A 12,391-nucleotide genomic window follows, 5' to 3' on the forward strand; every position below is an offset into this window, starting at 1 on the left:
GGTCCGGGTCGGCGGCTACTCCCCGGCCTCGGCCGCGACGGGCCAGGTGGTCACCACCTGCGCACCGCCACCGGGCCTCTCACCGATCACCACCGTGCCGCCGTGGGCGCGGACCAGGCCGTGGACGATGTAGAGCCCGAGCCCCGATCCCCCACCCCGGGCGGCGGTCCAGAACTTGGTGAAGACCCGCTTGCGCAGCTCGGCGGGGATGCCGTCGCCCTCGTCGGTGACGCTCACGGCGAGCCAGCCGGCGTCCTCGGCCAGATGGTCGACGTGCACCCGCACGGTGCCGGCGCCGTGGCGCACGGCGTTCTCGATCACGTTGGTGAGCACCTGCATCACCTTGTCGGGGTCGGCGTCGACCGGAGGGAGGTCGTCGGCGACGCTGACCTCGATCGGGGTGGAGGTCGCCACCGAGATCGACTGCTGCGCCTGGACGGCCTTGCGAACCAGGTCGACCGGGCGGCGGTGCAGCTGCAGGCGGCCGGTGTCGATGCGGGCGACGTCGAGGAGCTCGACGATCAACCGGCTCAGCCGGTCGGCGTCGGCGCCGGCGGTGGTCAGCATCAGGCGCTTCTGGTCGTCGTTGAGCTGGTCCCAGCGGTTGAGCAGGACGTGGACGAACCCCTTGACCCCGGTCAGCGGGGAGCGGAGCTCGTGAGCCAGGGTCGCGACGAGGTCGGAGCGGTCGCGGTCGAGCCGGGCCCGCCCTCGCCCGGAGCGCAGGGAGAGTGCCACCGCCTGCACGGCGCCGATCTGCCCGCTGCCGCTGCGCGGGAGGCGGTGCAGCCGGGCGGTGACGAGCACCTCGGTGCCCTCAGGCAGCAGCCAGGTCTGCTCGGGGATCGCGGTGCGGGTGCGCAGGCCGCCGTACGGCTGGTTGGTGTCGGTCCACGCGGCACCGTGATGGTCCCGCAGCGTCAGGACCTCCGCGAGAGGCCGGCCGAGCGGGGACGGCGTCGCCGGCAGGTCTAGCATGTCGGCGGCGACGCGGTTGATCGCGCAGACGCGACCGTCGGCGTCGGCCACCACGACTCCGTCGGGCAGCAGGTCCAGGGTGTCGCCGGGTTCGCTCACGCCCTGATCATGGCGCGGGTGCTGGCATACAGGCACACGGCTGCGGCGGTGGCGAGGTTGAGCGACTCGGCCGCGCCGAGCATCGGGATGGTGATGCGCTCGTCGGCGAGGGCGGCCAGCTCGCTCGGCAGCCCCCATGCCTCGTTGCCGAACAGCCACGCCGTCGGGCGGGACAGCAGCGGCTCGGCGGCGAAGAGGTCGAGCTCCCCGCCGCCGTCGGCGGCGAGCACCTGGTAGCCGGCGTCACGCAGCGCGGCGACGGCGGCGGCCGGGTCCCGCTCCAGGGCGACGGGGAGGTGGAAGACGCTGCCCACCGAGGCGCGCACCGTCTTGGGGTTGTGCAGGTCGACGGCGTCGCCGGCCAGCACCACGGCGCTGGCCCCGGCGGCGTCGGCGCAGCGCACGACGGTGCCGGCATTGCCGGGGTCGCGCACGTCGGCGCACACCGCGATGACCGGCAGCCGCGGCGGGACCACGGCCACGCCCACCACGTCGGCCAGCGGCACGTCGAGGTGGCGGCACACCGCGACCAGGCCGGCCGGCGTGACGCTGTCGCTGAGGCCCGCCATCGCCCGGTCGTCGACCAACGTGACGGGAGCGGTGACCGGCGCGGCGCCCAGCAGGGCCGCGTGCTCGGTGGCGGCGCGCGGGGTGGCGAAGACCTCGACCACGCAGCCTGGGACGTCGAGGGCGCCCTCGACGGCCTTCGGGCCGTCGGCAAGGAAACACCGCCGCTCGGAACGAGCCGAGCGGCGGTGCAGCTTGCGTGCTTCCTTCACGCGGGCGTTACCCGCGCTCAGGGGTGCGTCCATGGGGCTCAGGCAGAGACCGCGGACTCGCGAGGAGCGTTGACGTCCTCGGGCAGCGCGGCCTTGGCCTGCGCGACGAGCGCCGAGAAGGTGGCGGGCTCGTTGACGGCGAGGTCGGCGAGGATCTTGCGGTCGACCTCGATGCCGGCCAGGTTCAGGCCCTGGATGAACCGGTTGTAGGTCAGGCCCTCGGCGCGGGCGGCCGCGTTGATCCGCTGGATCCACAGGCGGCGGAAGTTGCCCTTGTTCTTCTTGCGGTCGTTGTAGCTGTAGACCAGGGAGTGGGTGACCTGCTCCTTGGCCTTGCGGTACAGACGCGAGCGCTGGCCGCGGTAGCCGCTAGCCCGCTCGAGGGTGGTACGACGCTTCTTCGCCGCGTTCACTGCGCGCTTGACGCGTGCCATCTTGTGCTCCTTGTTTCAGTGTTCAGGTGCGAGAGGGTCGGTCAGAGACCGAGCATCTTCTTCGCGCGCGGGACGTCGTTCTTGGCGACCTCGACGGTGCCGGTCAGTCGACGCGTGACCTTCGACGCCTTCTTCTCGAGGTTGTGGCGCTTGCCGGCCTTCTCCCGCAGGATCTTGCCGCTGCCCGTCACCTTGAACCGCTTGCTGGCACCGGAATGCGTCTTGTTCTTCGGCATGTCTCTCGTCTCCTTGTGTGCGAGGTCCGACGGCCCGTGCTGGGGGTGGCACGGGCGAGAAATGTGTTGCTCAGGCTTCGATCTCGGGATCGAGGTTCTCCGAGCGACCCCGCTCCTTCTTCTGGGCGGCGGGCTTGACCGACGTGCGCTCCGCCTGTGCGGCGCGCTCCTCGGCGACCTCGGCCTCGCGCTCGGCGCGACGCTCTTCCTTCGCGGCCTTGACCTCGGCCTTGGCCTCGGCCTTCTTCTTGTGCGGACCGATGACCATGGTCATGTTGCGGCCGTCCTGCTTGGGGCTGGACTCCACGAAGCCCAGCTCCTGCACGTCTTCCGCCAGCTTCTGCAGCAGGCGGTAGCCGAGCTCGGGGCGGTGCTGCTCGCGGCCGCGGAACATGATCGTGATCTTGACCTTGTCGCCGGCCTTGAGGAAGCGCACTACGTGACCCTTCTTGGTCTCGTAGTCGTGCGCGTCGATCTTCGGCCGGAGCTTCATCTCCTTGATGATGACGTTGGTCTGGTTCCGTCGCGCCTCACGGGCCTTCTGGGCGTTCTCGTACTTGAACTTCCCGTAGTCCATGAGCTTGCAGACGGGCGGCTTGCCCATCGGAGCGATCTCCACCAGGTCGAGGTCCGACTCCTGGGCGAGCTTCAGTGCCTGGTCAGTGGAGACGATGCCAACGGTCTCGCCGTTGGGTCCCACGAGCCGGACCTCGGGAACCCGGATCCGGTCGTTGATTCGCAGCTCGGTGCTGATGTGTCCTCCAAACTCGTTCGGTCAAGAGCCTCTCGGAGGTGCCGTGGTACAGCACAAAAAACGAAAAGGCTCCCGCTGTCCAAGCGGAAGCCAGTCACGAGCCCCGACTGCATCCGCCTCCCGCGAAGGGAGGTGGAACAGGGCTCTCCATGGACCGGACCCGACAACCTGGCGGCCGTGCGGGTGGGAGACGATGGTGCTGGTCCCCGCTTGTGGATCGTCCGCCGCTCTCCCCGGTCTCCCGGTTCGGTGGCAGCTGATCGGTCAACGTCGATCGTATCCGAGATGTTCCGCTGCGTGCCAATTCACGCGCCGTGTCGCCTCACTCGCCTTCGCCTCACTCGCCCTCGGGGGCGGCGCCCAGCCAGCCCCAGCCGCCGTCCTGCAGCCGCACGGGCCTCCAGCCCGCGGCGATCCGGTGCAGGTCGTCCTCGGCGAGCACCAGCTGGTGCGGGCCGGCGACGTCGACGACCAGCGCCGCAGCGCCCTCCTGCACCGCGGTGGCCGCGGCGAGAGGGGCCGCTACCGGCACCGGGCGCGCCTGCGGGTCCCAGGCCGCGAGGCTGTCGATGCCGCTGAACGCGAGCAGCGCCATCCGGCCGTCGGCCCCGGTCAGCAGGACCGCAGCCATGTCGGAGGACTTGTCGGTGACGAGCGCGGCGCCGTCCGCGCCGGCTGCCCCCTCCCCGGTCTCCCCGAGGATCGCGACCACCGGCACCACGAGCCGGGACTCGGCCAGCGCGGCGAGCACAGCGGGGTACGGCGTGGTGCCGGCGTCGTACCCGGCGAGGGCGGTGCGCAGCGCCGGGTCGGGGCTGCCGTCGTCGTCGACGTACTCCGAGCCTTGCAGGCGTCGGGCGTCCGGGCGCTCGGAGGGCGGGTGGTTCACGCACCCGATCATCCCAGGCGTGGAAACATGGCCGACGTGCACCACTCCCCCCAGGCCCGTGACCGGCTCGCCGAGCGCCTGAGCGGCGCCGTCCGCGCGTGGCCCGAGCCGCTGCCCACGCCCCTGCTCGTCGTCGACCTCGACGCCTTCGACGCCAACGCCGCCGACCTGGTGGCCCGCGCCGGCGGCGTGCCGATCCGGGTGGCGTCGAAGTCGCTGCGGGTGCCGGCGCTGATCCGTCGGGCCCTGGAGACCGAGGGCTTCGCCGGGGTGCTGGCCTACACCCTCGCCGAGGCGCTGTGGCTGGTGGACAACGAAGTGAGCGACGACGTCCTGGTCGCCTATCCGAGCGTCGACGCCGGCGCCCTGGCCGCGCTGGTGGCCTCGCCGCGCTCAGCGTCGCGGATCACGATCATGGTCGACGACGTGGCTCACCTCGACGCCGTCGACGCGCTGCGCTCCTCCACCGCCGTGCCGGTGCGGGTCGCCATCGACGTCGACGCCGGCCTGCGCTGGGCGGGTGTCTCGGTGGGCCCCCAACGCTCCCCCCTGTACGACGTGGGGTCGGTCGCCCAGCTGGCCCGGATGGTCGTGGAGCGGCCCGGGTTCCGCCTGGTCGGCGTGATGACCTACGAGGGCCAGGTGGCCGGCGTCCCGGACGAGGTGCCGCACCAGCGTGCCCGCTCGGCCGTGGTGCGCCGGATCAAGCAGCTCTCCGTGCCGCAGCTGCGGCAGCGGCGCGCGGACATCGCCGAGGCGCTGGCCGCGCTCGAGGGCCACCACGACCACGCTGGGCTCCAGCTGTGGAACGCGGGCGGGTCGGGCTCGCTGGAGACGTCTGCGGCGGACCCGGTGGTCACCGAGGTCACCGCGGGCTCCGGGCTGCTGGGTCCGACGCTGTTCGACCACTACCGCTCCTTCAGCCCCGTGCCCGCCGCGTTCTTCGGGCTGCCCGTGACGCGTCGGCCGTCGGCGAAGGTGGCGACGGTGCACGGCGGCGGCCTGATCGCGTCCGGCCCCACCGGCGCGGACCGAGCCCCCACGCCGTGGGCGCCCTCGGGCCTCGGGCTCACCGCGCTGGAGGGTGCCGGCGAGGTGCAGACCCCGCTGAGCGGGGCGAGCGCCGAGCACCCCAGGATCGGCGACCTGGTCTGGTTCCGCCACGCCAAGTCGGGCGAGCTGTTCGAGCACGGCACCACCGTGCAGCTGCTGCACGGCGCCGACATCGTCGACCAGGCGCCGACGTACCGCGGCCTCGGCCTTGCCTTCTGAGCCTTCCGAACCCGCCGGACCTGGCGAGCCCACTGAGGCGGACCCTGCGGGTCGCGTGCTCGCCCACGCCCTCGCCCGGCCCGCCACCCTGGGCGCGGGCCGGCTGATCTGCCTGGACGGACCGGCCGGCGCGGGCAAGACGACCCTGGCGCAGCGGCTGCGGGAGCTGGCGCCGGACGCCGTGGTGCTGGGCACCGACGAGATGCTGGCCGGGTGGCGCGGCCTGCCCGGCCTCGCCGCGACCGTCGAGGCGCTGCTGCGCCCGTTGGCGACCGGCCGCCCCGGGCGCTGGCCGCGCTGGGACTGGACCGAGGACCGCTGGGCGGGCGAGCAGGTGCAGCAGCCGGTGCCGCTGCTGGTGCTCGAGGGGGTCGGTTGCTACTCGCCGCGCTACGCGGAGCTGGTCACCACCCTGGCCTGGGTCGAGGCGTCGCCGGCGACCCGGGCGCGGCGGGCCGCCCGGCGCGACGGCGACGCGTTCGCCGAGCACTGGCCCACCTGGCTGGCCGACGAGGAACGGCTGCACGCCGAGACCGGGACCCGCCGCCACGCCGACGTCCTCGTCCGCACCGAGGACCGCGACCTAGGCTCACAGGCGTGAGCGCACCCACCGGCGAGCAGTACCCGATCAGTGCCCACGGCTACCACGCCGTGGTGACCCAGGGCGGCGGCGTGCTGCGCGCGCTGCGCCACGACGACCGGCCGCTGCTGGACGGCACCGCCGAGGACGCCGTGCCCAGCGGCGGGCGCGGCCAGCTGCTGGTGCCGTGGCCGAACCGGCTGCGCGACGGCCGCTACGAGTTCGGCGGCACCACCCACCAGCTGGCGCTCACCGAGCCCAGCCGCAACAACGCCTCCCACGGCCTGGTCCGCTGGGCGTCATGGACCCTGGTGCGCCACGAGCCCGCACTGGTCGAGCTGTCCTACTTCCTGCCCGCCCAGTCCGGCTACCCGTGGGCCCTGGACCTGCGCACGACCTACGCCCTCGACACCGACGGGCTCACCGTCACCCAGTCCGCGACGAACACCACCGACACGCCCGCGCCGTACGCCTCCGGCGCCCACCCCTACCTGGTGGCCGGCCCGGGGTCGTGCGACGAGTGGGAGCTGGAGCTTCCGGCGGCCACCTACCTGGCCACCGACGCCGAGCGGCTGCTGCCGACCGGGCGCGGCGCGATCGGCGACCTCGGCTTGGAGGCCGACTCCCCCACCGGGCTGGCCGGGCACGCGCTGAACCACGCGGTGACCGACCTGGTCCGCGACGCCGAGGGCGTCGCCACGGTCCGGCTGCGCCACCCCGACGGCGGTGGGGTCGCGCTCTGGGTGGACGCGCACCACCGCTGGCTGCAGCTCTACACCGGCGACGACACGCCCCGGCCGCGGGTCTCGCTCGCGGTGGAGCCGATGACCTCGCCGCCGGACGCGTTCAACTCGCGCGAGGACCTGGTGGTGCTGGAGCCGGGTGCGTCGTTCGCCGCGCAGTGGGGCATCCGGGCGCTCTGAGCCGCTCCGGCGTCGCCGGGGTCGTCGGTGGACGGGCGCCGGGTCAGGGCCGGGTCAGGGCCGGGTCAGGGCTTGTGCGCCGCCACGACGGCGCGCAGCTCGCGCACGGCCTTCTCGGCGCGGGCGCCGTCCGAGGTGTGGATGCCCATCAGCCCGATCCGGACGTCGTCGCCCTGGTCCAGCTGCGGCCACGGCGCACCGTTCGGCACCCGGACCACACCGACCTCCGACCAGGCCAGCACCCGCTTGCGGTAGCCGTTGACCACGGTGAGGCCGTCCTCGTCGGCGACCACCCGGGAGCGGGCCATGCCGTTGAGCAGGGCCAGGCCGAGCAGCACGAGGGCGATCACGGTGCCCTTCTGGAAGATGTTGACCGACGCCTGGGTGTCCGGGTCGAAGCGCAGCCACAGGAACACGAACCCGCCGACGAGGATCACGCCGAAGGCGAGTGCGGCCATGCGCGGGCCGAAGGGACGCCAGGTGCGCGGCAGCGTGGGCACACCGCCGGTGGTGGTCGCGTTCTCGGGCACGGTAGCGGGCCTCACAGGCGGCAGGCGTGGATGTCGGTGGTCAGGATCGCTCGGGCCCCGAGCGCGTAGATCTCGTCCATCACCCGCTGGGCGGTGGCGCGCGGCACCATGGAGCGCACCGCGACCCAGCCCTCCTTGTGCAGCGGGCTCACGGTGGGGCTCTCGAAACCCGGCGTCAGGGCGATGGCCTGCTCGACCCGGGTCTCGGGGATGTCGTAGTCCATCATCACGTAGGTGCGCGCGACCAGGACGCCCTGCAGGCGCCGGGTGAAGATCTCCAGGGCCGACTCGTCGGCGCCCGGGCGGGTGATCATCACCGCCTCGGACTCCAAGATGACGTCGCCGAAGACCTCCAGGCCGGCGTTGCGCAGCGTGCTGCCGGTCTCCACGACGTCGGCGATCACGTCGGCCACACCGAGCTGGATGCTGGTCTCCACCGCACCGTCCAGGCGCACCACCGCGGCGTCGACGCCGCGATGGGCCAGGTAGTCACGCAGCACGCCGTCGTACGACGTCGCGATCCGCAGGCCCTCCAGGTCGGCCACCGAGGACGCGGTGCCGGGCCGGGCGGCGAAGCGGAACTTCGAGCGGCCGAACCCCAGCCGCAGGCTCTCGGTCGCGGTGGCCTGGGAGTCCAGCAGCAGGTCGCGACCGGTGATCCCGGCGTCGAGGGTGCCCTCGCCGACGTAGAGCGCGATGTCGCGCGGGCGGAGGTAGAAGAACTCCACCCCGTTGTCGGGGTCCAGCTTGGTGAGCTGCTTGGAGTCGGAGCGCTGGGCGTAGCCGGCCTCGCGCAGCATCGTGGAGGCCGACTCGGACAGGCCTCCCTTGTTGGGAACGGCGATCTTGAGCATGGGGTGTTCCTGTTCGGGCCTGACGGCCTGTTCGGGGGCCTCGTCGGTTGCGGCGCGCGGCCGCGACTCAGAGGTGGGAGTAGACGTCCTCGAGCGTCAGGCCGCTGGCGATCATCAGGACCTGCGCGTGGTAGAGCAGCTGGCTGATCTCCAGGGCGGTCGCCTCGCGACCCTCGTGCTCCGCGGCCATCCAGGACTCCGCGGCCTCCTCGATCAGCTTCTTGCCGATCGCATGGACGCCCGCGTCCAGAGCCCGGACGGTGCCCGAGCCCTCGGGCCGGGTCTGTGCCTTCTCGCTGAGCTCAGCGAACAGCTCGTCGAACGTCTTCACGGGGGCTCAGCCTACGTCGTCCCGGCGTCCGCCCGTGCGCCGGTGTCCGGGGCGGGCACCGAGCACCTCAGACGTGGAGCGCCGGGCACCTCGGACGCGGAGTGTCGGGCGCCTCAGACGCTGTGGCCGCGGTGCAGCCGCTTGAGCGTCGCCGCGGTCTGCAGCGCCGCGGAGGCCGCCTCGTAGCCCTTGTCCTCACGCGAGCCCGGCAGGCCCGCCCGGTCCAGCGCCTGCGCGTCGTCGTCGCAGGTCAGCACGCCGAACCCCACCGGCGTGGTGTGGTCCAGCGACACCCGGGTCAGCCCGTCGGTGGCGGCGTTGCACACGAACTCGAAGTGCGGCGTGCCGCCACGGATCACCACGCCGAGCGCGACCACCGCGTCGTACGACGGCGCGAGCGCGGCCGCGGCGACGGGCAGCTCGAAGGTGCCCGGCACCCGGACCACGACCGGCGCCTCGACCTTGTGGTCGGCGAACGCGCGGTGCGCCCCGGCGAGGAGGCCGTCCATCACCGTGGTGTGCCAGCTCGCCGCGACGACCGCGACCCGCAGGTCGTGGCAGTCGACGGGGGTGAGGTCGGGGGCTCCGTGTCCGGCCATGTCAGCTGGCTCCTTCGTGGGTGGTCTCCGCGCTCAGGTGCGGCAGGTCGTGGCCCATCCGGTCCCGCTTGGTGAGCAGGTAGGCCAGGTTGTGGTCGTTGTGGTGCGGGGTGAGCGGGACGCGCTCGGTGACCTTGATCCCGAAGTCCTCCAGGTCGTGGACCTTGCCGGGGTTGTTGGTCATCAGCCGTACCTCGGTGACGCCGAGGTCCTTGAGGATCTGCGTGGCCGCGCCGTAGTGGCGTGCGTCGGCGGGCAGGCCCAGGTCCAGGTTGGCGTCGACGGTGTCGCGGCCGCCGTCCTGGAGCTGGTAGGCCTGCAGCTTGGCGACCAGCCCGATGCCGCGGCCCTCGTGGCCGCGGAGGTAGACCAGCACGCCGCGCCCCTCGGCCACGATCCGCTCGAGCGCCTCGTCGAGCTGTGGGCCGCAGTCGCAGCGGTGGGAGCCGAAGACGTCACCGGTCAGGCACTCCGAGTGCACCCGGGTCAGCACCGGCCCCTCGGCGAGGCTCGCCGGGTCGCCGTACACCAGGGCGATGTGCTCGCTGTCGTCGATGGTGATCGTGTAGCCGATGGCGGTGAACTCGCCGTACCGGGTGGGCAGCCGGGTCTCGGCCTGGCGGATCACGTGCCGCTCGGTACGGCGCCGGTAGCGCACCAGCTCCTCGATGGAGATCATCGCGACGTCGTGCTCGTCGGCGAAGGCCCGCAGCTCCGGTGCGCGCTTCATGGTGCCGTCGTCGTTGACCACCTCGACCAGGACGCCGGCCGGGGTCAGGCCCGCCAGCCGGCACAGGTCGACCGCGGACTCGGTGTGGCCGCGCCGGACCAGCACGCCGCCCTCGCGGGCGCGCAGCGGGAACACGTGGCCGGGGCGGGTCAGCTCCCACGGCTCGGTCGCGGAGTCGGCCAGCACCCGCACGGTGTGGGCGCGGTCGGCGGCGGAGATGCCGGTGCTGACGCCGTCGCGGGCGTCGACCGAGATCGTGTACGCGGTGCGGTAGGCGTCCTTGTTGTGCGGGGTCATCAGCGGGATCTCGAGCCGGTCGAGCATCTCGCCGGGCATCGGCGCACAGATCACGCCGCTGGAGTACCGGATGGTCCAGGCCATCAGCTCCGGGGTCGCCTTGGAGGCGGCGAAGATGATGTCGCCCTCGTTCTCGCGGTCCTCGTCGTCGACGACGATCACCGCCTTCCCTGCCGCGATGTCGGCGATGGCCCGCTCCACGGGGTCCAGGCGCACGGACATGTCAGCTCTCCTTGCTGGTGTAGGCACGCACGAGCTTCTCCACGTGCTTGGCGATGACGTCGACCTCGAGGTTGACCCGGGAGCCGGGTTCGCGGAAGCCGAGCGTGGTGCGGGTCAGCGTCTCGGGGATGAGGCTGACCGTGAACGTGGTGTCGTGGGCCTCGACCACCGTCAGCGAGGCGCCGTCCACGGTGATCGAGCCCTTGTCGACCAGGTACTTGCCGAGCTCGGTCGGCATCGCGATCTCGACGACCTCCCAGTGCTCGCTGGGGGTGCGGGCCACGACCTCGCCGACGGCGTCGACGTGGCCTTGGACGACGTGGCCGCCGAGCCGCTTGTCCGCGGTGACGGCGCGCTCGAGGTTGACCCGGTCGCCCACGGCGACCTTGTCGAGGTTGGTCTTGGCCAGGGTCTCGGCCATGACGTCGGCGGTCCAGGTGCCGGCGCCGAGCTCGGAGACGGTCAGGCAGCAGCCGTTGACCGCGATGGAGTCACCGAGGCCGGCGTCGGAGATGGCGACGTCGCAGGCGATGGTGAGCCGCAGCGCGTCGCCCTGGTCCTCGACGGCGGCGACGGTGCCGAGCTCTTCGACGATGCCGGTGAACATCAGGCCTCCTCGGTGCGCCGCGGGCGCATCACGACACGGACGTTGGCCTCGGCTCCCTCGCCGACGACGGTGGTCTCGACCAGCACCAGGCGCAGGGCGTCGTCGATGCTGGTGATCCCGAGGTCGGCGACGGCCGCGGTGCCGGCGCCGAGGAGGGCCGGAGCCAGGTAGGCGACGACCTCGTCGACCAGGCCGGCCGAGAGGAAGGCGGCGGCCAGGGTGGGGCCGCCCTCGAGGAAGACGTGGTGCCGGTCGTGCTCGGCGTAGAGCACGTGCAGCGCCTTCTCCGGGTCGCGCATGCGCAGGTGCAGGGTGTGCGCGGCCTGGTCGTGCACGCGCAGGGAGGGGTCGAGGTCGCGCTCGCCGAGCACCACCCGCAGCGGCTGGCGGTCCAGCGGCAGGTCGCGCTCGTCGCGGACCGTGAGCTGCGGGTCGTCGGCCAGCACGGTGCCGGTGCCGACCACCATCGCGTCGCACTGCCCGCGCAGCAGGTGGGTGTCGCGCCGGGCGGCCGAGGAGGTGATCCACTGCGAGGTGCCGTCGGCGGCGGCGGAGCGGCCGTCGAGGGTGGCGGCGTACTTCCACGTCACGAACGGCCGGCCGTTCTCGTGGGCGAAGGTCCACTCCCGGTTGAGTGCCACGGCCTCGTCGCGCAGGATGCCGGAGTCGGTCTCGATCCCGGCCGCGGCGAGCGTCGCCAGGCCGCCGGCGGCGAGCGGGTTCGGGTCGTGCTGGGCGACGACGACGCGGGCGACGCCGGCCGCCATCAGCGCCTCGGTGCACGGGCCGGTGCGGCCCGTGTGGTTGCACGGCTCGAGGGTGACCACGGCCGTGGCGCCGGCGGCGCGCTCACCGGCGACGGCCAGGGCCTCGACCTCCGCGTGCGGGGTTCCGGCGCCGCGGTGGTAGCCCTCACCGACGGTGGTGCCGTCGGGGGCCAGCAGCACGCAGCCGACGCGGGGATTGGGATGGGTGGGCACCTCGGGGGATGCCGCCAGCGCGAGCGCACGACGCATTGCGTCGTACTCGCGGGTGAACGTCTCTGCCACTTCAACCTCTCGGTCCTTGGTCGCGGACTCCGGGGCTGGCAGGACGTCTGGGCGCGGGCGGGTGCCCGGCTCGGACGTTTGCGTGCGCTTCCCATCCGGACTTTGACCGTCGGTCCAGGAATTCCACCTGGTCAACCGATCACTGGTGGTGATCGGGTCGCGGACTTTCACCGCCGGCTCGGATTTTCACCGACCCCAGAGCACGCGAACTCTCGGCCAACATGTTCT

At 72.8% G+C, this 12,391-nt stretch carries 16 protein-coding genes and 1 riboswitch; of the genes, 3 read left to right on the plus strand and 13 right to left on the minus strand.

Annotated features, from left to right (window positions below; all coding sequences use genetic code 11):
* Positions 1–15: 15 nt before the first annotated feature.
* The 6 genes from KG111_RS09985 to KG111_RS10010 all read right to left on the minus strand — a co-directional run bounded on the left by KG111_RS09985 (position 16) and on the right by KG111_RS10010 (position 4,169).
* Positions 16–1,077, minus strand: coding sequence for a sensor histidine kinase (locus KG111_RS09985; RefSeq protein WP_249666067.1), 1,062 nt, complete (start codon positions 1,075–1,077; stop codon positions 16–18).
* Positions 1,074–1,889 carry a TrmH family RNA methyltransferase gene (locus KG111_RS09990; RefSeq protein ID WP_205291942.1) on the minus strand — a complete coding sequence of 272 codons (816 nt, stop codon included), beginning with the start codon at positions 1,887–1,889 and terminating at the stop codon, positions 1,074–1,076. Before KG111_RS09990 ends, KG111_RS09985 begins: the two co-directional genes overlap by 4 nt.
* A 5-nt stretch (positions 1,890–1,894) precedes the next feature.
* Positions 1,895–2,290 (minus strand): 50S ribosomal protein L20, encoded by a 396-nt coding sequence (rplT, locus tag KG111_RS09995; RefSeq protein WP_205291941.1) that lies wholly within the window; start codon positions 2,288–2,290, stop codon positions 1,895–1,897.
* 41 nt (positions 2,291–2,331) lie between these two features.
* Positions 2,332–2,526 carry a 50S ribosomal protein L35 gene (gene rpmI, locus KG111_RS10000; RefSeq protein WP_028654205.1) on the minus strand — a complete coding sequence of 65 codons (195 nt, stop codon included), beginning with the start codon at positions 2,524–2,526 and terminating at the stop codon, positions 2,332–2,334.
* A 70-nt stretch (positions 2,527–2,596) separates the two neighbouring features.
* Positions 2,597–3,226, minus strand: coding sequence for a translation initiation factor IF-3 (gene infC, locus KG111_RS10005; RefSeq protein WP_249666068.1), 630 nt, complete (start codon positions 3,224–3,226; stop codon positions 2,597–2,599).
* Between the two features lie 391 nt (positions 3,227–3,617).
* The gene (locus KG111_RS10010) at positions 3,618–4,169 is read right to left on the minus strand and encodes an SseB family protein (RefSeq protein WP_249666069.1); all 552 of its coding nucleotides are present in this window, start codon (positions 4,167–4,169) and stop codon (positions 3,618–3,620) included.
* Positions 4,170–4,196: 27 nt separating this feature from the next.
* Between KG111_RS10010 and KG111_RS10015 the strand changes: the two genes are divergently transcribed.
* The 3 genes from KG111_RS10015 to KG111_RS10025 are packed head-to-tail and all read left to right on the plus strand — an operon-like array spanning position 4,197 to position 6,944.
* A complete protein-coding gene (locus KG111_RS10015) occupies positions 4,197–5,441 on the plus strand; it encodes an amino acid deaminase/aldolase (protein WP_205291939.1) in 1,245 nt (414 codons plus the stop codon).
* 55 nt (positions 5,442–5,496) lie between these two features.
* Positions 5,497–6,042, plus strand: a complete 546-nt coding sequence (locus tag KG111_RS10020; RefSeq protein ID WP_205291938.1) for a nucleoside/nucleotide kinase family protein — start codon at positions 5,497–5,499, stop codon at positions 6,040–6,042.
* The gene (locus KG111_RS10025) at positions 6,039–6,944 is read left to right on the plus strand and encodes an aldose 1-epimerase family protein (protein ID WP_205291937.1); all 906 of its coding nucleotides are present in this window, start codon (positions 6,039–6,041) and stop codon (positions 6,942–6,944) included. Before KG111_RS10020 ends, KG111_RS10025 begins: the two co-directional genes overlap by 4 nt.
* 65 nt (positions 6,945–7,009) lie before the next feature.
* Here KG111_RS10025 and KG111_RS10030 read toward each other — a convergent pair whose 3' ends face one another.
* The 7 genes from KG111_RS10030 to ribD all read right to left on the minus strand — a co-directional run bounded on the left by KG111_RS10030 (position 7,010) and on the right by ribD (position 12,130).
* Positions 7,010–7,474, minus strand: coding sequence for a PH domain-containing protein (locus tag KG111_RS10030; RefSeq protein ID WP_205291936.1), 465 nt, complete (start codon positions 7,472–7,474; stop codon positions 7,010–7,012).
* An 11-nt stretch (positions 7,475–7,485) separates the two neighbouring features.
* Entirely contained in the window at positions 7,486–8,328 is an 843-nt protein-coding gene (gene hisG, locus KG111_RS10035; RefSeq protein WP_205291935.1) for an ATP phosphoribosyltransferase, read from the minus strand.
* Between the two features lie 67 nt (positions 8,329–8,395).
* Positions 8,396–8,659, minus strand: coding sequence for a phosphoribosyl-ATP diphosphatase (locus KG111_RS10040; RefSeq protein ID WP_205291934.1), 264 nt, complete (start codon positions 8,657–8,659; stop codon positions 8,396–8,398).
* A 113-nt stretch (positions 8,660–8,772) separates the two neighbouring features.
* The gene (ribH, locus tag KG111_RS10045) at positions 8,773–9,258 is read right to left on the minus strand and encodes a 6,7-dimethyl-8-ribityllumazine synthase (RefSeq protein WP_205291933.1); all 486 of its coding nucleotides are present in this window, start codon (positions 9,256–9,258) and stop codon (positions 8,773–8,775) included.
* Position 9,259: 1 nt separating this feature from the next.
* The gene (locus KG111_RS10050; protein WP_205291932.1) at positions 9,260–10,507 is read right to left on the minus strand and encodes a bifunctional 3,4-dihydroxy-2-butanone-4-phosphate synthase/GTP cyclohydrolase II; all 1,248 of its coding nucleotides are present in this window, start codon (positions 10,505–10,507) and stop codon (positions 9,260–9,262) included.
* Position 10,508: 1 nt separating this feature from the next.
* Positions 10,509–11,114 (minus strand): riboflavin synthase, encoded by a 606-nt coding sequence (locus KG111_RS10055; protein WP_205291931.1) that lies wholly within the window; start codon positions 11,112–11,114, stop codon positions 10,509–10,511.
* Positions 11,114–12,130 carry a bifunctional diaminohydroxyphosphoribosylaminopyrimidine deaminase/5-amino-6-(5-phosphoribosylamino)uracil reductase RibD gene (gene ribD / locus KG111_RS10060; RefSeq protein ID WP_205291973.1) on the minus strand — a complete coding sequence of 339 codons (1,017 nt, stop codon included), beginning with the start codon at positions 12,128–12,130 and terminating at the stop codon, positions 11,114–11,116. Before ribD ends, KG111_RS10055 begins: the two co-directional genes overlap by 1 nt.
* A 111-nt stretch (positions 12,131–12,241) precedes the next feature.
* A riboswitch (FMN riboswitch) is annotated at positions 12,242–12,371 on the minus strand.
* Between the last annotated feature and the right edge of the window lie 20 nt (positions 12,372–12,391).

The organism is Nocardioides faecalis, assembly GCF_018388425.1.
GTDB lineage: Bacteria > Actinomycetota > Actinomycetes > Propionibacteriales > Nocardioidaceae > Nocardioides > Nocardioides faecalis.

Coding starts and splice junctions, on each gene's coding strand:
- rplT (WP_205291941.1), bottom strand. CDS start 2,290: ATGGCACGCGTCAAGCGCGCAGTGAACGCGGCGAAGAAGCGTCGTACC.
- ribD (WP_205291973.1), bottom strand. CDS start 12,130: ATGCGTCGTGCGCTCGCGCTGGCGGCATCCCCCGAGGTGCCCACCCAT.
- KG111_RS10055 (WP_205291931.1), bottom strand. CDS start 11,114: ATGTTCACCGGCATCGTCGAAGAGCTCGGCACCGTCGCCGCCGTCGAG.
- KG111_RS10050 (WP_205291932.1), bottom strand. CDS start 10,507: ATGTCCGTGCGCCTGGACCCCGTGGAGCGGGCCATCGCCGACATCGCG.
- KG111_RS09990 (WP_205291942.1), bottom strand. CDS start 1,889: ATGGACGCACCCCTGAGCGCGGGTAACGCCCGCGTGAAGGAAGCACGC.
- hisG (WP_205291935.1), bottom strand. CDS start 8,328: ATGCTCAAGATCGCCGTTCCCAACAAGGGAGGCCTGTCCGAGTCGGCC.
- ribH (WP_205291933.1), bottom strand. CDS start 9,258: ATGGCCGGACACGGAGCCCCCGACCTCACCCCCGTCGACTGCCACGAC.
- rpmI (WP_028654205.1), bottom strand. CDS start 2,526: ATGCCGAAGAACAAGACGCATTCCGGTGCCAGCAAGCGGTTCAAGGTG.
- KG111_RS10015 (WP_205291939.1), top strand. CDS start 4,197: ATGGCCGACGTGCACCACTCCCCCCAGGCCCGTGACCGGCTCGCCGAG.